Source organism: Agarivorans sp. 2_MG-2023, from assembly GCF_030548085.1.
Lineage (GTDB): Bacteria > Pseudomonadota > Gammaproteobacteria > Enterobacterales > Celerinatantimonadaceae > Agarivorans.
Genome location: NZ_JAUORQ010000022.1, coordinates 19,934 through 39,714 on the forward strand (window position 1 = coordinate 19,934; position 19,781 = coordinate 39,714).

22 protein-coding genes and 1 tRNA gene are annotated in these 19,781 nt (G+C 44.0%); 13 read left to right on the forward strand and 10 right to left on the reverse strand.

Annotation, left to right across the window (positions count from 1 at the left end; all coding sequences use genetic code 11):
* Positions 1-5: 5 nt before the first annotated feature.
* The 4 genes from dapE to Q4549_RS21030 are packed head-to-tail and all read left to right on the forward strand — an operon-like array spanning position 6 to position 2,729.
* Positions 6-1,142: a succinyl-diaminopimelate desuccinylase gene (dapE, locus tag Q4549_RS21015; RefSeq protein ID WP_303554407.1), complete on the forward strand. Its 1,137-nt coding sequence runs from the start codon at positions 6-8 to the stop codon at positions 1,140-1,142.
* Complete coding sequence (locus tag Q4549_RS21020; protein ID WP_303554405.1) at positions 1,142-1,831, forward strand: M15 family metallopeptidase; 690 nt, start codon at positions 1,142-1,144, stop codon at positions 1,829-1,831. Before dapE ends, Q4549_RS21020 begins: the two co-directional genes overlap by 1 nt.
* Positions 1,831-2,532 (forward strand): hypothetical protein, encoded by a 702-nt coding sequence (locus Q4549_RS21025; RefSeq protein ID WP_303554403.1) that lies wholly within the window; start codon positions 1,831-1,833, stop codon positions 2,530-2,532. The genes Q4549_RS21020 and Q4549_RS21025 overlap by 1 nt, the downstream gene beginning before the upstream one ends.
* 26 nt (positions 2,533-2,558) lie before the next feature.
* On the forward strand, positions 2,559-2,729 hold the full coding sequence (locus Q4549_RS21030; protein ID WP_137674958.1) for a DUF2897 family protein: 171 nt from the start codon (positions 2,559-2,561) through the stop codon (positions 2,727-2,729).
* A 177-nt stretch (positions 2,730-2,906) separates the two neighbouring features.
* On the opposite strand, the gene Q4549_RS21035 is transcribed toward Q4549_RS21030, so the two are convergent.
* Entirely contained in the window at positions 2,907-3,272 is a 366-nt protein-coding gene (locus Q4549_RS21035) for a hypothetical protein (RefSeq protein WP_303554401.1), read from the reverse strand.
* 218 nt (positions 3,273-3,490) lie between these two features.
* Positions 3,491-4,678 (reverse strand): outer membrane protein assembly factor BamC, encoded by a 1,188-nt coding sequence (gene bamC / locus Q4549_RS21040; RefSeq protein ID WP_303554399.1) that lies wholly within the window; start codon positions 4,676-4,678, stop codon positions 3,491-3,493.
* 234 nt (positions 4,679-4,912) lie between these two features.
* Here bamC and Q4549_RS21045 point away from each other — a divergent pair, with 234 nt between their 5' ends.
* Together Q4549_RS21045 and bcp are read left to right on the forward strand one after the other, a co-directional pair.
* Positions 4,913-5,440 (forward strand): glycine cleavage system protein R, encoded by a 528-nt coding sequence (locus Q4549_RS21045; protein ID WP_303554396.1) that lies wholly within the window; start codon positions 4,913-4,915, stop codon positions 5,438-5,440.
* Between the two features lie 24 nt (positions 5,441-5,464).
* On the forward strand, positions 5,465-5,929 hold the full coding sequence (gene bcp, locus Q4549_RS21050) for a thioredoxin-dependent thiol peroxidase (protein WP_137674954.1): 465 nt from the start codon (positions 5,465-5,467) through the stop codon (positions 5,927-5,929).
* A 10-nt stretch (positions 5,930-5,939) separates the two neighbouring features.
* Here the strand turns inward: bcp and Q4549_RS21055 are convergent, their stop codons facing one another.
* Positions 5,940-7,022, reverse strand: a complete 1,083-nt coding sequence (locus tag Q4549_RS21055) for an AI-2E family transporter (RefSeq protein ID WP_137674953.1) — start codon at positions 7,020-7,022, stop codon at positions 5,940-5,942.
* A gap of 10 nt (positions 7,023-7,032) precedes the next feature.
* Positions 7,033-7,260: a sulfurtransferase TusA family protein gene (locus Q4549_RS21060; RefSeq protein ID WP_137674952.1), complete on the reverse strand. Its 228-nt coding sequence runs from the start codon at positions 7,258-7,260 to the stop codon at positions 7,033-7,035.
* Positions 7,261-7,389: 129 nt separating this feature from the next.
* Here Q4549_RS21060 and Q4549_RS21065 point away from each other — a divergent pair, with 129 nt between their 5' ends.
* The 3 genes from Q4549_RS21065 to Q4549_RS21075 are packed head-to-tail and all read left to right on the forward strand — an operon-like array spanning position 7,390 to position 9,589.
* Complete coding sequence (locus tag Q4549_RS21065) at positions 7,390-8,829, forward strand: M48 family metalloprotease (protein WP_303554393.1); 1,440 nt, start codon at positions 7,390-7,392, stop codon at positions 8,827-8,829.
* Positions 8,830-8,850: 21 nt separating this feature from the next.
* Positions 8,851-9,201 (forward strand): arsenate reductase (glutaredoxin), encoded by a 351-nt coding sequence (gene arsC, locus Q4549_RS21070; RefSeq protein ID WP_303554391.1) that lies wholly within the window; start codon positions 8,851-8,853, stop codon positions 9,199-9,201.
* Positions 9,194-9,589: a DUF2069 domain-containing protein gene (locus Q4549_RS21075; RefSeq protein WP_303516668.1), complete on the forward strand. Its 396-nt coding sequence runs from the start codon at positions 9,194-9,196 to the stop codon at positions 9,587-9,589. The genes arsC and Q4549_RS21075 overlap by 8 nt, the downstream gene beginning before the upstream one ends.
* Here the strand turns inward: Q4549_RS21075 and hda are convergent.
* The 3 genes from hda to upp all read right to left on the reverse strand — a co-directional run bounded on the left by hda (position 9,586) and on the right by upp (position 12,026).
* On the reverse strand, positions 9,586-10,290 hold the full coding sequence (gene hda / locus Q4549_RS21080) for a DnaA inactivator Hda (RefSeq protein ID WP_137674948.1): 705 nt from the start codon (positions 10,288-10,290) through the stop codon (positions 9,586-9,588). The two genes, Q4549_RS21075 and hda, sit on opposite strands and share 4 nt — an antisense overlap.
* Positions 10,291-10,361: 71 nt before the next feature.
* Complete coding sequence (locus Q4549_RS21085) at positions 10,362-11,357, reverse strand: DUF2066 domain-containing protein (protein ID WP_303554389.1); 996 nt, start codon at positions 11,355-11,357, stop codon at positions 10,362-10,364.
* 42 nt (positions 11,358-11,399) lie between these two features.
* Positions 11,400-12,026 carry a uracil phosphoribosyltransferase gene (upp, locus tag Q4549_RS21090; protein WP_137674946.1) on the reverse strand — a complete coding sequence of 209 codons (627 nt, stop codon included), beginning with the start codon at positions 12,024-12,026 and terminating at the stop codon, positions 11,400-11,402.
* 173 nt (positions 12,027-12,199) lie between these two features.
* On the opposite strand from upp, the gene purM reads away from it, so the two are divergent.
* Together purM and purN are read left to right on the forward strand one after the other, a co-directional pair.
* Positions 12,200-13,240: a phosphoribosylformylglycinamidine cyclo-ligase gene (gene purM, locus Q4549_RS21095; RefSeq protein WP_137674945.1), complete on the forward strand. Its 1,041-nt coding sequence runs from the start codon at positions 12,200-12,202 to the stop codon at positions 13,238-13,240.
* Between the two features lie 8 nt (positions 13,241-13,248).
* The gene (gene purN, locus Q4549_RS21100) at positions 13,249-13,890 is read left to right on the forward strand and encodes a phosphoribosylglycinamide formyltransferase (RefSeq protein ID WP_303554385.1); all 642 of its coding nucleotides are present in this window, start codon (positions 13,249-13,251) and stop codon (positions 13,888-13,890) included.
* A 23-nt stretch (positions 13,891-13,913) separates the two neighbouring features.
* On the opposite strand, the gene Q4549_RS21105 is transcribed toward purN, so the two are convergent.
* Both Q4549_RS21105 and lpcA read right to left on the reverse strand, forming a co-directional pair.
* Positions 13,914-14,678, reverse strand: a complete 765-nt coding sequence (locus tag Q4549_RS21105; RefSeq protein ID WP_303554383.1) for a class II glutamine amidotransferase — start codon at positions 14,676-14,678, stop codon at positions 13,914-13,916.
* Between the two features lie 38 nt (positions 14,679-14,716).
* A complete protein-coding gene (gene lpcA / locus Q4549_RS21110) occupies positions 14,717-15,292 on the reverse strand; it encodes a D-sedoheptulose 7-phosphate isomerase (RefSeq protein WP_303554381.1) in 576 nt (191 codons plus the stop codon).
* A 218-nt stretch (positions 15,293-15,510) separates the two neighbouring features.
* Here lpcA and fadE point away from each other — a divergent pair, with 218 nt between their 5' ends.
* Both fadE and Q4549_RS21120 read left to right on the forward strand, forming a co-directional pair.
* Positions 15,511-17,982, forward strand: coding sequence for an acyl-CoA dehydrogenase FadE (fadE, locus tag Q4549_RS21115; RefSeq protein WP_303554379.1), 2,472 nt, complete (start codon positions 15,511-15,513; stop codon positions 17,980-17,982).
* 124 nt (positions 17,983-18,106) lie between these two features.
* Complete coding sequence (locus tag Q4549_RS21120) at positions 18,107-19,633, forward strand: HD domain-containing phosphohydrolase (RefSeq protein WP_303554377.1); 1,527 nt, start codon at positions 18,107-18,109, stop codon at positions 19,631-19,633.
* Between the two features lie 71 nt (positions 19,634-19,704).
* Here Q4549_RS21120 and Q4549_RS21125 read toward each other — a convergent pair.
* Positions 19,705-19,781: transfer RNA gene (locus tag Q4549_RS21125), tRNA-Asp, on the reverse strand.

A 19,781-nucleotide genomic window follows, 5' to 3' on the forward strand; every position in this document is an offset into this window, starting at 1 on the left:
TTTACATGTCTGATAGCCCAGTTTTACATTTAGCCAAAGATCTCATCAGCCGCCCATCGGTAACGCCTGAAGATTGTGATTGCCAAAAGTTGATGGCTGATCGCCTAAGCCCTGCAGGTTTTAACATCGAAGAAATGGTATTTGAAGATACCACTAATATGTGGGCGCGCAGAGGCAACACTGGCCCACTATTTTGCTTTGCTGGCCATACAGATGTAGTGCCACCCGGCCCCGCAGAAAAGTGGCACACCCCCCCTTTTGAGCCAACGGTTATTGATGGCGTATTACATGGCCGCGGTGCAGCAGATATGAAAGGTTCGCTAGCTGCAATGGTTGTTGCTACCGAACGATTTGTAGCGGATTACCCTGACCATAAAGGCTCTATCGCTTTCTTGATTACGTCTGATGAAGAAGGGCCATTTATCAATGGGACTACCCGCGTGGTAGACACCTTAATGGCACGTAACGAAATTATTGATATGTGTTTGGTAGGCGAACCCTCTTCTACTCATCGCGTAGGCGATGTTGTTAAAAATGGCCGTCGCGGTTCGCTTACTGGTGATATTACCGTTAAGGGTATTCAGGGCCATGTTGCCTATCCTCATTTGGCTAGAAATCCGATTCATGATGCGGCGCCAGCTTTAGCCGAGCTTGCGGCAATGCACTGGGATAACGGTAACCAATTTTTCCCGCCCACCAGTTTTCAAATTGCCAACATTCACTCGGGTACCGGTGCTTCAAACGTTATTCCAGGCGAATTAGACGTACAATTTAACTTCCGCTACTCAACTGAGCTTACCGACCAAGACATTGTGAAGCGCGTACACAATATCTTTGATAGCCACGGTTTAGATTACCAACTTGATTGGACCTATAACGGCCAACCTTTTTTAACTGAAGAAGGTGACTTTCTAACAGCGGTTAGCGAAGCGGTAACTAAAGTAGCTAAAACAGCGCCAGAGCTACTCACCACTGGCGGTACCTCAGATGGTCGATTCATTGCCAAAATGGGTACTCAAGTGGTAGAACTTGGGCCAATTAACGCCACCATTCATAAAGTAAACGAGTGTGTAAAAGTAGCTGATTTAGAACAGCTTACAGACATGTACTACGAGCTTTTAGTTAATGTACTAGGCAAATAATGAGCAATGCGTCTAAGCACTTAGGTCTTTACGGACTAAGTAAGGACTTACTGCAGAATGAACCTACTTTAGGCTGGGTTCATTGTGCTGTGCTAGATCACTTGCAAAGTTTAATTGAAGCTGCAAAACAAGACGGCTTCAATTTAAGCATTTTTAGCGGCTATAGAGACTTCCATAGGCAATTGCTTATTTGGAATAACAAGTGGAATGGTTTACGCCCGGTACTTGATAAAGATAGCCAAGCCTTAAACTTAGCGAATTTAAGCGACGAGCAAAAAATGCATGCCATTTTACGCTGGTCAGCTTTGCCTGGAACCAGTCGTCACCACTGGGGTTGTGATTTCGATTTTTACGACCCTGATTTGCTGGCACCTAACCAATCTTTAAGCTTGATTCCTCAAGAGTATATTCTTGGTGGTAGCCAGTACCCTTTAGCATTATGGCTAGAAAAGCATGCTGCGGAACACGGTTTCTTTTATCCCTATCGGCAATTTCAAGGCGGCGTAGAATTTGAGCCTTGGCATTTAAGCCACCATCAAACCAGTGCAGCATTACTTAAAGACTTAAATGCTGAGACAGTACTTAGCCACTTACAAGCGGCTGACGCTGCTGGCCTTAACACCATCAAACTTCATATCGATAACATATTTAGCCAATATGTTACTAACATCTGTTCACCGGAGAACTAATGCCCAGTTTGTACTCAACCTTATTTGTTAGCTTGGTAAGCAGTTCAGCCTTAGCTTTTTTATTGCTTATGCTAGTGCTGCATAAAGGCGAACTCTGCCCAGGGCAAACCGGCCGTATCCAGCGCCAATTAAGTACCTTGGTGAGCTTTATTACTTTAGCGGCCTTAAGTGGTTATGAAAGCCAGCAAGCAATTGGTTTAGTGGTATTAGTATTTATAAGTGCATTTTTAGGCTGGGTCTTGAGTTTTAAGCTCAATAAACTGAAACATAAGCGTAGCTTGCCTCTCACCTATTGGTGGGCAATGGGGGCTCCGCTACTATTAAGTGCAGCTTACATACTAAGTCAACATGCCTTAATGGTATTTAGCTTTGCTGCTTGTGCTGCGGCAATGGCCAACTGGCTAATGGTTAAGGCTAAACATCGACTCACCAGTTTCGACAAATTGCTTCCATTTGTAGGTTTAGCGGCAGCAATGGTAAGTCTGATTTGCGTTTGTATATACTTACTCACCAGTGGCCAGCTTGATGAAAATAGCGCTTTGGTCAAACAGTTTGTAATAATGAGTGCGCTATTACTGACTGCAACCCTATTGTGGTTAGTGCCCTTATTTAAAAAATCAGCACCACCCGCACAATTATTGTTAGTCGTAACGGTGCTTAGCTTTATATCCAGTGTAAACTTACACAAAATAGTAGCTTGATTGAGCGATTAACAAAGGCGGCCTAAATGAGTACCCCATACGTTATTTTGATCATTGTATTAGTGCTCGGTTTTATTGCTGGAAACATCATGATGTTGAGGCATATGGGCAGCTTTAACATCACTCCAGAGCTACGTAAGAAGATCGAACAAAACAACCGTAAAGCGGACTTACGAGAAGAGCAAGACGAACAGTAAACTGACTGTTTAGACAGCCCGCCTTGATTTGCTCTGATGTTAATTCCTATCGATACAGGCTGCTGCGCTTAAATCGAATAATCAAAAGCAAGATACCTAGAGAAGCTCTAGATACCAAGTAACCTATATCAACATGGTGTAATCAGAGTCACATTGATGCCGACATAAAAGTTGAACTTAAGGTTGAGCTTTTACCGCATCCTCGTAAACTTGCCTCGCTTTAATAGAGCCAGCTTGCTCTGCATCTTGAACAAATCTCAACGCCTTTTGATGATCTCCATCGGCAACCGCTTGCACAATAAGCTGCTCAAACATAGCTTCTACTTCTGGCTCGATACTCGACATATGCACATCACTGGTATCGGCATTTGCACCGATAGTATCAACACTAGAGTGACTGGGCTCAACCTCTTGAACTAGGCCACTTTGCTCGGGGCTTAATGGTTGTTGACCTTCAGGGGCAGTGCTAGCTCCCGTATGTTGACTATTACTACACGCACTTAACGCGAGTAAAATACTAACCGCTAAAATTGCTTTCATCATTGTACCTCCATATACAGTATGACTCGCAGAGCTTGGTCTTTAACTTCAGCTACAACTTAATTGCCAGGAATAAGTGCCACACTAAGAAACAAAAGGAATTTTACTGTTCGATAGAGCAGTAAAGTAAAAACGATAATTTACAAAAAACTCATATTCAGTATAAGAAAAAAGGTCCCATGTGGGACCTTTTTTTGTTCAGGCTTAATCGACTAGCGTTATTAGCGTGACAAGCTATCGCTGGTATCAATGCCCATCTTCATTAGAATCGCTAGATAAGGATATAAGGCTTTAACCTCACTTGGTTTAAGCACCACTCCTTCAGCATCTGCTAAGGTAATTTGCGTGACATTACCGTTAGAGCCCACAGTGAATAAATAGTCCTTCTCTTCAAACTCCATGGTAGTTAGACCATAGGTTTCTAATATTTGCTCTGGAGGACGATCGTAAGTGAGGTATAAGCTACCTGAGTTAGCAATGTAGTCGGTGATGGTAAAACCAGCCAATGGCAATACTAAACGCAAACGCTTCATGGTTTTTTCCATGTCTGCGCGCGCTTTAAAGTAGGATGCTCCACTATCGTTAACCAAAACCAAGCTTACAGTTTCGTCGAATAGCTGCTCTTTTTCAGATTCACTCATTGCGGCAATACGAGTTTGCTCGCGCTGCTCGGCCAATTGAGCTTCTAACTCTTCTCGACGGTCATTTACGTAACCAATTAATCGATTAAGTTCAACCACAGCCAAACGCTGTTTATCAAAATCATCAAGCTCTAGTGCTTCATCGTTACCGTCTCGATAAATCTCACCATCGATAAAGCTAACGCGTAAACCTGCAGTTCGACCATGCGGTTTAACTTCTAACTGGTAAGTAAACTTTTGACGTTGTTCCATTACCGTATCGCTAGAAAAAAGCCACCAGTTTCCTTCAACCGTTTCGCGGTCAACCAACCAATCAGAGGCAATAAAAGCTTGTTGGTCATTTCGTTGAACAACTGTTGATTTACGGTAAGCAATGTAGTCACTAATGGTTTGCATCATGGTGGACTGGGTTTCAACGGCTGATTCTGCTTGTAATATATCAAACCAAAAAATCAGCCCGTCATCCGTATCTTCAATACGACTACCAGCAATAAGCGGAATAACCTGCACCGGCGCACGTACATCAACTTCTCGACCAAACAGCTCTTCACTGTCGGGTTTAGGTTCAGGGATTACAAATTCAGAACTATATTCAGGAGGGTTAACGCCCGCGGGAATAGCTAAAGGCTCTACTTGAGTAGCCTCGAGGTAATCAAAATTACGTTCGGCTTGGCGATTTTTTTCACCGGAACTTGAGCACGCGGCAAGGGTGGCCACTAGGCTGCCAAAAAACACGACTTTCATCGTTTGAAAAGAAACTAGTTGCATATCCCACTACATTTACAAACTAAAACATGAACTGGTAAACGGTTTCGTCCAGCGAAAACTATCCAGAGTAAGGGCGCTATACTACTTAGCCACTTTCATAAACACAAGGCGAAAACCGTAAGGGCTTGATACAAACTCCGCTTTTAATACTCCCTCAGTTCTTATCCGCTAGAAATCCCTTCTTTAAGCAAGTATCCTGAGATTCTAAATCTTGCAAAGCATACAAAAAAGAATATGAGTCAGTACCTTGTAGTTACAGCGGTTGGTAGCAATCGCCCGGGCATTGTGAATCAATTAACCCAATTGGTTTCAGGTTGTGGCTGTAACATTGTAGACAGTCGTATGGCCTTGTTTGGCTCCGAGTTTACCCTCATTATGCTGGTATCTGGTACGCATAACGCGATTGTGCAAATAGAAACCCACTTGCCAGTAACTGCACTTGAGATGCAACTGCTCACTGTAATGAAGAAAACATCGCGCCATACACTGATCGATTATTCTCATGCCGCCGTTTTGCAACTGACCTTACCCGACGCTACTGGCGTGATTAGCAAAGTGACCCAGTTTATTAGCGATCACAACATGAGCATGGTGGGCTTAAAGTCTAATCTTTTTTCCGAGAAAGGATTAGAAATGCTTCATGCTGAATTTGAAGTAAAGCTAAATCAAGAGCATCAACCGAATATTATTGAACAAGAATTTGCTCAATTGTGCCAAGAGTTAGGCAGCCAACAATTCGACCTGCAATTTTTGTCAAACTAAGCATCATTAAACAAGGAACCTTCGATGAACACATTGACGGCCGGAGCAGCAGCACCGCAATTTGACCTAGCAAACCAAGATGAGAAACGCATTAAGCTTAGCGACTACGCGGGTAAAAAAGTATTAGTCTATTTTTACCCCAAAGCCTTAACGCCAGGCTGTACCACTCAAGCTTGTGGTTTACGAGACAGTATTGAACAACTTAAAGATGCCAATACTGTGGTATTTGGAGTGAGCCCAGATCCAGTAAAACGCTTACCTAAGTTTATTGAAAAACATCAACTCAACTTCGATTTACTCTCTGATGAAGACCATGCGGTAGCTGATCAGTTTGGCGTTTGGGGCCTCAAAAAGTTCATGGGCAAAGAGTATGACGGTATTCACCGAATTAGCTTTTTAATTGATGAGCAAGGCAAGATTGAGCACGTGTTTAACAAATTCAAAACTAAAGAGCACCACCAAGTAGTGCTCGATTATTTAGCTGGTTAAGCTTAATCACTTAAGGTTGAGGAAGCTCTTCCTCAACTTCTTCAACTTTTTCATGCGGCCATGCATTCATCACTGCTTTTACTAATGTAGCCAGTGGAATGGCAAAAAATACGCCCCAAAACCCCCACAAACCACCGAAAACCAATACCGCTACAATAATGGCCAAAGGATGCAGGTTAACCGCTTCAGAGAAAAGAATCGGTACTAATACGTTACCGTCAATGGTTTGGATAATCCCATAAGCCAAAATTAGGTAGCCAAACTGCGGGCTTAAACCCCACTGAAACAAACCAACCATCGCCACAGGTAGCGTTACCGCAAACGCGCCGATGAAAGGAATCAGTACTGACAGCCCCACTAACACACCGAGTAATGCCGAGTAACGTAAATCCATCACCGCAAATACAATATAACTGGTACCGCCCACGACGAGGATTTCTATGGCTTTACCACGAATATAGTTAATCACTTGGCCATTCATCTCTGACCACACTTGGGTTAACAAGCGGCGATCGTTAGGTAAGAAACGAGTCACACTGCTTAACAGTACTTTTTTATCGCTCAGCATAAAAAACACCATTAATGGCACTAATACGCTGTAAACCAACACGGTTGCTAAGTTAACAATTGAAGAAAAAGAAGACTGTAAAACCTGTTCTCCCATGCCCATTAAGCGAGTTCGTACATTATCGACAACACTTTCTACCAATGCCCCATCAATAAACTCTGGATATTGCTGCGGCAAAGACTCTAACCACTGCTGGCTGCTGTTAAGCATAACTGGGTATTCGGCCACTAGGTTCATACCTTGGCTCCACACTGTGGGTAGCACTCGTAGCACAGTAAAGGTAGCAATCAAGAAGAACACCAATAGTACCAAGGCCGTCGCCAATCCACGCCTAAAGCCATGGCTCGCCAAATAACTTACAGGCCAATCCAATAAATAAGCCAAAACCAATGCAATTAGTAACGGTGCGAGCAAGTTGCCAAAAAAGTACAAAAGCACAAAGCCAATGACTAATACTAAGGCCATGGCCACCGCTTCCGGATCAGAGAACATGCGGTGGTACCAGTTAGATAAGACTTTAAACATAGTTACAGCTTTAATCCTTTAAGGGTTGGACAGTAATGGTGACACTAAAGCGATGTTCATTTTGCTCAATAGTTACAGCATGCCCTAGTCGACGAAAATACTTGGGGATATCACTACGCGATCCACTATCACCTAACAACAATTGTATTTGGTCACCAATTTGAGCCCGTTTAAGCCAAAGCTTACTCTCCAATAACGGATAGGGACACTGGTGTTCTTGGAAATCGAGGCAAAGCATTTGTAATAATTACCATAAAATAACCATGCCATTATTACAGGCTATTGTTCAGGACTCAATTTATAGCTTTTGAATAACAAACAAAATCGGGGTATTCTCGCGATACATATGGAAAGTTATCGGAAATCAATGACGCGTCTCGCCCAATTTCTTATGGCAAGCATACTATTTTGCTATGCCCCGCTCATGTCAGCCAATAATCAATTACCAGAAATCGGTACTGCTGGGGCATCGGCGCTCACCATCGATAAAGAAATTATCTACGGCAATGCCTATATGCGCATTATTCGCGCCAGTAGCCGTATGACCAACGACCCAGTATTGTCCGAATATGTCACTGAGTTAGGCAACCAACTGGTTGCTAAAGCTGATGCCGTACGTACACCATTTAACTTTTTTTTAGTTACTGATAACGAAATTAACGCAGCGGCCTTTCTTGGCGGCTACGTGAAAATTCATACTGGTTTGTTTTTATACGCTGCAACCGAAAGTGAATTTGCCTCTGTTATTGCTCACGAAATAGCTCACGTTACTCAGCGCCATATTGCGCGCAGTATTGAAAACCAAGCGGCGGCACAAAACCTTTCAATGGCAGGTATGCTCGGCTCATTATTGTTAGGCTTAGCTAACCCCGTAGCAGGTATTGCAGCACTGCAAGCCACCATGGCAGCGGGCGTACAAAACTCAATAAACTATACCCGTGCAAATGAGTTTGAGGCAGACCGCATCGGCTTAAGAACCTTAGCAAAGGCCGGTTACGATCCAAGTGGCATGGGAAATTTTTTCGGTAAGCTGTCAGAAAAGTATCGCTATGCCAGCAAGCCACCACAAATGTTAATTACTCACCCTCTTCCAGAAACACGAGTAAGTGAAGCCCGAGCACGCGCTAATCAATACCCTAATCGATATGTTGCGCCCTCCCTGTCTTTTCAATTGGCTAAGTCACGAATTATTGTTCGTCACGGCACATTGTCGCCTGCTGACGCCCTTGAGTACTACCAACGGGTTATTCAGCGAAAAGAATACCGGATTGAAGACGCAGCGATTTACGGTAAATCCCTAGCATTATTTGGAATGGGAAAATACCAAGAATCAAAAACGGTTATTGATGATCTCGCCAAGCGTCATCCAGACAACTTATTTATTATCGATACACAAACTGATATCGACCTAGCGCTTAAACAATACGATTCTGCCATTAAGCGGCTTAAAGTAGCGCAAACTCGTTACCCTAATAACCAAGTCATTGTGCTTAACCTTGCTCATGCTTACAGCGAAAACGGTAAGTTTGAAGATGGCGCTAAAACCCTTGACCGCTATTTACGCGAGAAGCCTAACGACGCTCTTGGATGGGGTGAGTTAAGCCGTACTCAGCGAAGACTAAATAACTTGGCTGCTAGCCATACAGCGCAGGCAGAGTACCTATCATTACATTCAGATTATCGGCGTGCTATTGATGAGCTACACAGCGCCTATAACCTGACTAAAAATAATCTCGAACAAGCGCGCATTCAGGCGAGAATCGAACAATTCAAACTTGCTGAGCAAGAACTAGAAGCGCTCAACTAAGTTGATAACAAAGGATTAACCATGTCTAACATTAAAATATTGCATAACCCTCGCTGCTCTAAAAGCCGCCAAACACTACAACTATTGCAAGAAAAAGGTATTGAGCCAGAGGTGATGCTTTATCTCACAACGCCGCCTAGCGAAGTTGAGATCAACGATATTCTTAAGATGCTGCAGCTTGAGCCTCGCCAACTGATGCGCACAAAAGACGAGTTGTACAAAGAGCTTAACTTGGCCGACGCCTCGCTGACTCCTGCGCAACTAGTCGCTGCAATGCATACAAATCCTAAGCTTATTGAGCGGCCAATTGTAATCAACCAAGGTCAAGCACGCATTGGTCGCCCACCAGAGCAGGTACTTGAGATTGTCTAAATTTAGCACTGCACAACTGCTGATTTTAGCGAAAGGATCATATCTGGCCTTATTGGCTTGGGTATTAATGTGGCATTTGTGGCTGTCCCCACCCGTCGACATTAGCCTTGGCTTAATGCTGGCATTTTGGGTGGTGCCATTGTTATTTCCACTAAAAGGAATACTCGCCGGTAAGCCTTACACCTATGCTTGGAGTTGCTTTGTATTGCTGCTCTACGTATTGCACAGCACAACCTTATTGGTTGTCTCTGAGAGTGAGCGCTGGTTAGCTGCGGTTGAGTTAGTATTGGTATTAGCAGCCTTTTGGTTTGGCTTACAATACGCAAAAAATAAAGGAAAAGAGTTAGGCATCGGCTTAAAAAAGCTAAAAGATAAGTCGCCGGATTAAAGTTCGAGGATTTCTTTTACAAACGGTACGGTAAGTTTGCGCTGTGCGGTAATCGACGCTTGATCGAGCAGGTCAAGCTTGGTTAATAATGTAGGCATATCTCGCGACAACCGCTTTAATAAAAAGCGCGCCACTTCTAACGGCATTTTTAACCCACGTAGTTCAGCACGTAGCTGCAAGGCACTCAATTTTTGCTCGTCATCCAACTCATGTAACTTGTAGGTAACGCCCCAGTTTAAACGCGATTGTAAATCGGCTAAACCAAAGGAAAGCTGCGGCGCAGGCGCATTGGCGGTAACAATCAAACGAGTTGTAGAAGCCAATTCTTTACGACGATTATAAAAATCAAAAATCGCTTCTTCCCAAGCATCAATACCAACAATCGCGTCAATGTTATCTAAGCATACTAAGGCCATGCTCTCTAAACCTTCTAGCATTTGCGGAGACATTGCCGCATGGAGGTCTAAAGGTAAGTACGCACTCGCCGCGCCGACATCTGCCATTTCGGTACAGCTAGCATGCAGTAAATGAGTTCTACCCGAGCCTTCGCTGCCCCACAAATAGAGCATCCTCTCGCCTTTATCTAAAGCAAGATTTCGCAGTGCACTTAATAACTGTTGATTATCCCCTGGGTAAAAACTCACCAAGGTTTCATCATCAGGTAAATGTACAGGAAGTGATAATTGCGGGGAAAATGTCAAAGTGATAAATCAAAGCTGATACAAAAACTTGATGCATTGTACCAGCTCATTATTAAGATGAAAAATATTTGCTATTGGAAGTAGTAGTACTTGGCTCTTAATTCATCAGCCTGAAGCCTTGGTGCGATATCTAAAGAGGCTTGTAAGTCTTCCCAAGGGCTTAATAACTGAACTTCGAAAGTAAAAATGTCGTGCTGAACATGATGCAGGGTTACGCTAGCAACACTAGGTTGCTGGTTAAGAAAACGTTCTAGCTCAACATACTTGTTGATACTTGTTACATTTGCAAAACTCACTAAGCTTGCTTCAGCTTCACCCTCACCAAGCACCACGCCATAACGTGCAGCCAAACTTGCGCTCACTGCACTCATTGCTTCTGCACCTACTTGCTCAAGCGACGCCTGTACTTGGCCACTATCTAATTGCACTTGGCTAGTACCGTCAAGCAAGCGCCATTGAATTTGCCAACTTTGACCTTGAGGATATTGTCTAAAGCTTAATACTAATGGCGTTGCATAGCGCTCACTCGCGGTGTATAGCGGGCCATCAAAGCCTCCCCATACATCATTTACGTTAACCGCCATGCTGTCTTCTAAGTCCATCACCGGTAAGCGAATAGGTAAACCTAATAGCTGAGCTTGTTGGCGACTTTGTTGCAGCCACTCTTTCTGAGAGCTGTCTGCCAGTAAATCACGATTAAAGTTTTGCTCGTTGGCATACCACAAAATAATGTTTGGACGTTGTTTACCCCACAAACGCAGCTGAGCTTGCATCAATAACTGATTAACTTTGCTCTCGTTAAACAGCACCGAAATCATGTCGTCGCCAAAAGAAAACTGTTGTATATAAGGGTTAATATTACCCTTTGCTTTCGCCACTAAAGCATTTGAACTACTACTAGCATCTCCAGTTAAGCGCAGCATTAACAATTCAAAAGCGTGTTGCTGATCTTGCTTGTTATCACCAGTAGCGCTTGCTTCAATTCGGTACAAATCGTTTTGCTGCGCAGCACTCACTGGGAAAAACACAAAGGCCAAACTCAGTATTAACAACCACTTTTTAATCACTACACTCTCCTAGAGATTTAATTTCTATAAAGCGATGGGACCTTATTTGGTACCAAAGATTTTATCGCCAGCATCACCTAATCCAGGAAGGATGTAGCCTTGCTCGTTTAGCTTTTCATCAATTGATGCAGTATACAAGACCAAATCGGGGTGTGCAGCTTCTAACGCTTTTAAACCTTCTGGTGCTGCTACTAAAACCAATACCACAATGTCTTTACAACCTTGATCTTTCAATAGGTCAATGGTGGCAATCATAGAGCCACCAGTGGCCAACATAGGATCAACCACAATCGCTAAACGCTCATCAATTTGGCCTACGAGTTTATGGAAGTAAGGAACAGGCTCAAGTGTTTCTTCATCACGGTAAATACCTACTACGCTGGTTTTAGCTGAAGGCATGTGCTCCAGAACACCGTCCATCATGCCAAGGCCAGCACGCAAAATAGGCACTACCGTAGCCTTTTTACCTTTAATTTGCTCAACCGTTACAGGGCCATTCCAACCCGCAATGGTTACGTCTTCTATCTCTAGGTTTGCTGTAGCTTCGTAAGTGAGTAGAGCCGATACTTCTCTAGCCAATTCACGAAAACGCTTAGTGCTAATATCTGCTTCGCGCATTAGACCAATTTTATGACGCACTAAGGGATGTTTTACTTCAACAACTTTCATCTCTATTCCTTTGAATTACCGAATTGTGAGCCGCTAGTTTAAATCAGGCTCAATGGGGATATGTTAGCAAATATCAACAAAATGTCTTAGTTATCGTTTAATACTGTTCCAGCGACGCTAAGACTGCTAAAATATCGCGAAATTTTTTTCCATGTTCGTTGCAAGGTAATCCCGTGACTAAACAAAACACCCCTCTAAGTTATAAAGATGCTGGCGTTGATATCGAAGCTGGTAATGCATTAGTTGAACGTATTAAAAGTGTAAGTAAACGTACGCAGCGCCCTGAAGTAATGGGTGGATTAGGAGGCTTTGGTGCACTTTGTCAATTGCCAACTGGTTACAAAGAACCTGTATTGGTAGCTGGCACCGACGGTGTAGGCACTAAATTGCGTCTTGCATTAGATTTGGAAAAACACGACACCGTTGGTATCGACTTGGTAGCAATGTGTGTAAACGACCTTATTGTACAAGGTGCAGAGCCGTTATTTTTCCTTGATTACTACGCGACCGGTAAACTAGAAGTAGATACCGCAGCAGACGTAGTGAAAGGTATTGGCCAAGGTTGTGAGCAATCTGGCTGTGCCTTAATTGGTGGCGAAACGGCTGAAATGCCAGGCATGTACCATGGCGATGACTACGACATTGCAGGTTTCTGTGTGGGTGTAGTAGAAAAAGCCGACATTATCGATGGAACTAAAGTCGCTGCGGGTGACGCACTTATCGCTTTAGCGTCTAGCGGTCCGCACTCAAACGGTTACTCGTTAATTCGTAAAATCCTAGAAGTATCAAATGCCGACCCTAAACAAGTATTAGGCGACAGCACCTTAGGTGAAACGCTATTAACTCCTACCAAAATTTACGTTAAATCAGTACTGGCTTTGCTTAAGCAATGCGAAGTACACGCTTTATCACACATTACTGGCGGTGGTTTCTGGGAAAACATCCCACGCGTATTGCCAGCAGGTGCTAAAGCGGTAGTTGATGAAAACAGCTGGCAGTGGCCAGAAGTGTTCAATTGGTTACAAGAAAACGGCAACGTTGCACGTGAAGAAATGTACCGCACCTTTAACTGCGGTGTAGGTATGGTAATCGCCCTACCAGAAGCAGAAGTTGAAGCCGCACTAGCCTTATTGGCTGAGCATGGCGAATCTGCATGGAAAATTGGCCACATTGAAAATGTTGCTGAAGGTGAAGGCCAAGTAGAATTTAAATAGGATTATTAATGGCTGGCAACATTGTTGTATTAATTTCAGGTTCAGGGACTAACCTGCAAGCCATTATTGATGCCTGTAAAGAGGGGCGTATTAACGCCTCTATTTCTGCGGTAATAAGCAACAAGGCCGATGCATTCGGCCTTGAGCGTGCCAAGCAGGCAGCAATTAACACGGTAGTTGTAAACCCTAAACAATATAGTGACCGCGAAAGCTACGATATTGCCCTCGCCGAAGCCATTGAACAGCAACAAGCTGATTTAATTGTAATGGCGGGTTTTATGCGTATTTTAAGTCCACATTTTGTGGAACGTTTCGCCGGAAAAATGCTGAATATCCACCCTTCATTACTGCCTAAGTACCAAGGCTTACATACCCATCAGCGCGCCATTGATGCTAAAGACCAAGAGCACGGTTGTAGCGTACACTTTGTAACAGCAGAGTTAGACGGCGGACCGGTAGTATTGCAAGCTAAAGTGCCAGTATTTGAAGAAGATAGTGCAGATGAGCTAGCCGATAGAGTGCAAGTTCAAGAACATGCCATTTATCCATTAGTGGTAAATTGGTTTATCGAGCAGCGCTTAGTCATGCAAGGTGATTACGCCGAACTCGACGGCCAGCAGTTACCCAGCAGCGGTTACGCAGATAATTAAAAAAAGCGCCAATTGGCGCTTTTTTATTGCAACTCCCCATCTTTAAACAATACATAAGAACCGCTAGCAATTTTTTGCCATTGTTCGTTATTGGTTAAAGGTTGGGTAGCGATCATCGTCACCACGTCATTGGGCGTGGTTTCTTTATAAAAGTCGATAGTGACATCAGCATCTGCGAGCCGGGCTTCACCAAAAGGAGCGCGTCGCGTAATCCAGTGTAAGTTTGTTGAACAATACGCCATCACAAACTCACCGTTACTTAACAGCATATTAAATACGCCTTTATCGCGTAACTGGTCAGCTAAACTTGCCACAAACTTAAACATTGCAGCCATATTGGCTGGCTTACGTGGATATTTAATCCGTAATTGCTCTAATAGCCAACAAAAAGCGCGCTCACTGTCGGTATCTCCCACCGGGCGATAAAAGCCGGTATCAAGTTGCTTATACCCTTTCAGCTGGCCATTGTGCGCATAAGTCCAATTCTGTCCCCAAAGCTCTCGCGTGAAAGGATGAGTATTTTCCAGCGATACACAGCCACGGTTGGCTTGGCGAATATGACCGATAACCGCTTGGCTTTTAATGGGAAACGCTTGTACCAACTCGGCAACTTTAGATTGGCAACTCGGTGCAGGATCTTTAAAACTGCGACAGCCTTTGCCCTCGTAAAAAGTAATACCCCAACCGTCAACATGTGGGCCTGTCACCCCACCACGTTGTACTAAACCAGTAAAAGAAAAACAAATATCGGTAGGAACGTTTGCACTCATTCCTAGTAACTCACACATACTGCAACTCGCTTGTTAAATTCTTTAAGGACAATTGCCTACTCAGCCATATACTTTTCAATTAACTGGATCAGAATATGAATCACTTTAATGTGAATCTCTTGAATTCGGTCAGCAAAACCAAAATGTGGTACGCGAATTTCTACATCGGCTTGGCCAGCCATTTTTCCGCCATCTTTGCCTGACAGAATAATAACTTTCATGCCTTTTGATTTAGCCATTTCAATCGCTTTAACAATATTGCCAGAGTTACCACTGGTGCTTATCCCAAATAGTACATCTCCAGGTTGGCCTAAACCTTCTAGATAGCGCGAAAATACAAATTCGTAACCGTAATCATTACTCACACATGACAAATGACTTGGATCAGAGATAGCGATGGCAGGGTACGCCGGACGGTTTTCTCGGTAGCGGCCAGTAAGCTCTTCGGCAAAATGCATTGCATCACAATGCGAGCCACCGTTACCACACGCGAGCACTTTACCTTGCTGTTTAAAACTATCTGCCAGCATGCGGGCTGCTTGCTCAATAGCATCAATATTTTTTTCATCGGCAATAAATGCGTTTAATACCGTGGCAGCTTCTTGTAACTCTTCAACAATCAGTTTTTTCATCTAGGTTATCCCTTAGGGGGCAAGGCGTGTTAATTCCCACACTATAACGCTTTTTTTGCCGTTGATCAGCGCTGAAATCAAGCTCAAACAATAATTTGTTAACTAAACAATACGCTAAGCTAAATGTTGAATAGTTGTGAATAACTTGAACTTTGTTAACCAATGCGTTACAAATACCCAAAGAGGTCAGACCTCTTACCAACGTCAGGGAGATATTGATGCAAAGTTACTTACCTTTAATTGCCGCTATTGGCATTATTTTATTGATGGGCGGACTTGCCTATTTTAGAGCCTCACTACTAGCGTTTAGCTTGGTACTAACCGCGGCTCTGCTGGGCTACAGTGTTATATCGCCTTTCAGTGAGCTATTTTGGCTAGGCTATTTACTGATTGTCGGTGGGCTTAACTTCAAACCTTTGCGTCAGCAGCTAATTTCTAAACCGCTTTTCAAGATCTTCAAAAAAATCATGCCCGAAATGTCGCGAACTGAAAAAGAAGCGATTGATGCAGGCACTACTTGGTGGGAAGGCGACTTGTTCCGCGGAGCACCAGATTGGAAAAAACTACATAGCTACCCTGCTCCGCGCTTAAGCCCAGAAGAACAAGCATTTTTAGATGGCCCAGTTGAACAAGTCTGTGCCATGACCAATGATTGGGAAATCACTCATGAGTTGGCGGACTTACCAGAGGAAGTCTGGGATTTCTTAAAAGAGCACAAATTCTTCGCCATGATTATTAAAAAGCAATATGGCGGTTTAGAATTTTCAGCTTATGCGCAATCTTGTGTCCTACAAAAATTAGCCAGTATTTCAGCCGTACTTTCAAGCACTGTAGGTGTACCTAACTCATTAGGCCCCGGCGAGCTGCTGCAACACTATGGCACTAAAGAACAGCAAGACCACTATCTTCCCCGTTTGGCCGAAGGTAAAGAGATCCCATGCTTTGCCTTAACCAGCCCTGAAGCAGGCTCAGACGCCGGCTCAATTCCCGATGCTGGCGTTGTATGTATGGGTGAGTGGCAAGGCGAGCAAGTATTGGGGATGCGTATCACTTGGAACAAACGCTACATAACGCTGGCTCCTGTCGCCACCATTCTTGGTTTAGCGTTTAAGCTGTCAGATCCAGAGGCTTTATTGGGTGAGCAAAAAGAGCTAGGCATTACCTGTGCACTCATTCCCACAGACATAGACGGTGTAGAGGTGGGCCGTCGTCACTTCCCGCTAAACATACCCTTTATGAATGGTCCTACCCGTGCAAACGAATTATTTGTGCCTATCGACTTCATTATTGGTGGCAAAGAAATGGCTGGCCAAGGCTGGCGTATGCTAGTGGAATGTTTATCGGTAGGCCGTGGTATCACCCTACCGTCTAGCGCTACTGGCGGTATTAAGAATGCAGCATTGGCTACTGGTGCCTATGCTCGCATTCGTCGCCAATTCAAATTACCAATTGGTAAAATGGAAGGGGTTGAAGAGCCTCTTGCTCGCTTAGCTGGTAACGCATATTTAATGGGCGCAGCCTCAGATTTAACCGTAACGGCGATTGACTTGGGGGAGAAACCCTCGGTAATTACCGCCATTGTAAAATACCACCTCACTCATCGCGGCCAACACGCCAGTATTGACGCCATGGATGTGGTAGGCGGTAAAGGCATTTGTTTAGGGCCTAAAAACTTCTTGGCGCGTTCTTATCAAGGCGCACCAATCGCGATTACCGTGGAAGGCGCTAACATCCTTACTCGCAGCATGATTATTTATGGTCAAGGCGCAATACGCTGCCACCCATACGTACTAAATGAAATGGAAGCAGCCTCTAACCCAGACTTCAATCAAGGTTTAAAACAGTTCGATAAAGCGCTATTTAGCCACTTAGGGTTCGCCACCAGCAACTTTGTACGTAGCTTTTGGTTTGGCCTAAGTAGCCACACCATGGTTAGCGCACCATATTCAGACCAAACCGCGGTTTATTACAAACAGCTCACACGCTTTAGCAGTAATTTAGCGTTGTTATCAGACGTAGCCATGGGCACTTTGGGTGGTAACCTTAAGCGTAAAGAGCGTGTATCAGCCCGGTTAGGCGATATGCTTAGCCAACTTTACTTAGGTTCAGCAGCCTTAAAGCGCTTCGCTGACGATGGCCGTAAAGCTGAAGATTTAGATCTGTTGCACTGGGCAATGCAAGATTCACTCTATCAATTACAAACAGCCTTAGATGAGCTACTGCTAAACTTCCCTAATAAGTGGGTTGGCAAGGCAATGCGTTTAGTCATGTTCCCATTAGGCAAACCACTACGTGCGCCAAGTGACAAACTTGATCACAAACTTGCGCGCATTTTGCAGCAACCGAGTGAAACCCGTAATCGTGTAGGCCAAGGGCGTTTTGATAGCCGCGTTGCCGGCAACGTATATGGCGAGCTAGAACAAACCCTAGAAGATGTATTGGCTTGTGAGGCGCTCTACGACAAAGTGTGTAAAGCACTAGGCGAAAAGCGTCCATTCACTATGTTAGATAAACTCGCCGAAGAAGGCATTAAGCTAGGCGTTATCAATGCCGACGAAGCCGCATTAATGCGCCGCACTGAACAAGGTCGCCTCAATGCAATTAATGTGGACGACTTTGACCACCAGCAACTGGAGAACCGCCCTAACCTAGATAAAAGCCACACAGGTGATTTGGAATCGGTTGCGTAAAGTAACAATCAATAATAAAAAAGCGAGCTGACATAGCTCGCTTTTTTTATAACAAACAAAAACAACACATTGAATTTGGGTCTAAAATACTTTTAAACTAAGAAAAAATAGGCACGGTACAGCAATGAGTGATGACATCTTTTTACTGGATGACTCAGCCCCTGAGGTAGCGCAATCAAAAGAGCAATGGAAGCTGTTAGTGGTTGATGATGAGCCAGAAGTTCATCACATCACTACAATGACCTTGTCGCAGTTTGCATTTGATAACAAATCTATTCAATTCCTGCACGCCAACTCAGCTCAAGAAGCCAAACAGCTACTTACCACTCACCCCGACATAGCGTTGATCTTACTCGACGTAGTCATGGAAACCGACGATGCCGGTTTACGTTTAGTTAAACACATTAGGCAAACTCTCAATAATCAGAGTGTGCGCATCGTATTACGCACTGGCCAGCCAGGGCAGGCTCCCGAAGATGAAGTGGTAGAAAACTACGACATTAATGATTACAAAGACAAAACTGAGCTCACCTCGCAAAAATTGCGCACTTTAATTAGAGCAAGCCTACGTTCTTATCGAGATATTTGTGCCCTAGAAAAACACAAAATCGGTTTAGAAAAAGTTGTTAAAGCTTCACGAGGGATCTTTGAGAAAAATGCCCTATTTACCTTTGTAGAAGGCGCTCTTGAACAACTAGCGGTGATCCTTAATCTAGAAGATAGCTGCATTTATCAGGTGGAACAGTTTGCTTATCAGGTAAAAGCGACACAGTTACAACTGTTGGCCTACCAAGGTCAGCAGCGACCGAGCCAACAACACCAACAATTATCAGATTTCCCCCTTGCTCAGCAGCAAATGTTTAGCCAAGCCATTAGCACCAAGCAAAACGTATTCACCGATGAAGCCTTAGTGATTTATTGTGAAAACAGTGCCTACAACTTACTGTTTTACATCACCCGTAATACACCATTTAATCAAGCCGACCAGCATTTCATTAATCTACTCAGTGAAAACATAGTCGTGGCGCTGGAAAACATACGACTCAATGAAGTGATAAGTACCAACCAAAAAGAAGTGCTGTATCGCTTAGGCGAAATAGTAGAAACCCGCTCAAAAGAGTCTGGCATGCACGTGCGACGAGTCGCCTTGTTCACCGCGCTGTTAGCCGAGCAACTTAATTTGCCGGCTATGCGTGTAGAACAACTAAAACTTGCCTCACCGTTACACGATGTAGGCAAAGTTGCCATTCCCGATGCTATCTTGCATAAGCCCGGTAAACTCAGCCCTGAAGAATGGGAAATCATGCAAACTCACGCCGCCATTGGCGAAAACATGTTGAAAGACTCAAATATTGAAGTCATGCAGCTCGCCTCAGAGATTGCTGGTTCGCATCATGAGAAATGGGATGGCACAGGTTACCCAAGAGGCTTACAAGGCGAGCAAATCCCACTGAGTGGCCGTTTAACTGCGATAGCCGATGTATTTGATGCGCTGGGAAGTATTCGTTGCTACAAAGATGCCTGGAACGATGAAGAAATTACTGAGTATTTAAAACAGCAACGTGGTGTGCAGTTTGACCCACAATTGGTAGACGGACTACTCAACAACTTTGAACATTTTGCAGCCATTAGAGATAAGTACCAAGATTAGCCAAACCAAAGTTTACTTGGTAAATTTCAGGCACAAAAAAACCTCGATTAACGAGGCCTAATGTTTAGTAGTGGCGGAGTGGACGGGACTCGAACCCGCGACCCCCGGCGTGACAGGCCGGTATTCTAACCAACTGAACTACCACTCC

Coding starts and splice junctions, on each gene's coding strand:
- dapE (WP_303554407.1), top strand. CDS start 6: ATGTCTGATAGCCCAGTTTTACATTTAGCCAAAGATCTCATCAGCCGC.
- Q4549_RS21020 (WP_303554405.1), top strand. CDS start 1,142: ATGAGCAATGCGTCTAAGCACTTAGGTCTTTACGGACTAAGTAAGGAC.
- Q4549_RS21025 (WP_303554403.1), top strand. CDS start 1,831: ATGCCCAGTTTGTACTCAACCTTATTTGTTAGCTTGGTAAGCAGTTCA.
- Q4549_RS21030 (WP_137674958.1), top strand. CDS start 2,559: ATGAGTACCCCATACGTTATTTTGATCATTGTATTAGTGCTCGGTTTT.
- Q4549_RS21035 (WP_303554401.1), bottom strand. CDS start 3,272: ATGATGAAAGCAATTTTAGCGGTTAGTATTTTACTCGCGTTAAGTGCG.
- bamC (WP_303554399.1), bottom strand. CDS start 4,678: ATGCAACTAGTTTCTTTTCAAACGATGAAAGTCGTGTTTTTTGGCAGC.
- Q4549_RS21045 (WP_303554396.1), top strand. CDS start 4,913: ATGAGTCAGTACCTTGTAGTTACAGCGGTTGGTAGCAATCGCCCGGGC.
- bcp (WP_137674954.1), top strand. CDS start 5,465: ATGAACACATTGACGGCCGGAGCAGCAGCACCGCAATTTGACCTAGCA.
- Q4549_RS21055 (WP_137674953.1), bottom strand. CDS start 7,022: ATGTTTAAAGTCTTATCTAACTGGTACCACCGCATGTTCTCTGATCCG.
- Q4549_RS21060 (WP_137674952.1), bottom strand. CDS start 7,260: ATGCTTTGCCTCGATTTCCAAGAACACCAGTGTCCCTATCCGTTATTG.
- Q4549_RS21065 (WP_303554393.1), top strand. CDS start 7,390: ATGACGCGTCTCGCCCAATTTCTTATGGCAAGCATACTATTTTGCTAT.
- arsC (WP_303554391.1), top strand. CDS start 8,851: ATGTCTAACATTAAAATATTGCATAACCCTCGCTGCTCTAAAAGCCGC.
- upp (WP_137674946.1), bottom strand. CDS start 12,026: ATGAAAGTTGTTGAAGTAAAACATCCCTTAGTGCGTCATAAAATTGGT.
- purN (WP_303554385.1), top strand. CDS start 13,249: ATGGCTGGCAACATTGTTGTATTAATTTCAGGTTCAGGGACTAACCTG.
- Q4549_RS21105 (WP_303554383.1), bottom strand. CDS start 14,678: ATGTGTGAGTTACTAGGAATGAGTGCAAACGTTCCTACCGATATTTGT.
- lpcA (WP_303554381.1), bottom strand. CDS start 15,292: ATGAAAAAACTGATTGTTGAAGAGTTACAAGAAGCTGCCACGGTATTA.
- fadE (WP_303554379.1), top strand. CDS start 15,511: ATGCAAAGTTACTTACCTTTAATTGCCGCTATTGGCATTATTTTATTG.
- Q4549_RS21120 (WP_303554377.1), top strand. CDS start 18,107: ATGAGTGATGACATCTTTTTACTGGATGACTCAGCCCCTGAGGTAGCG.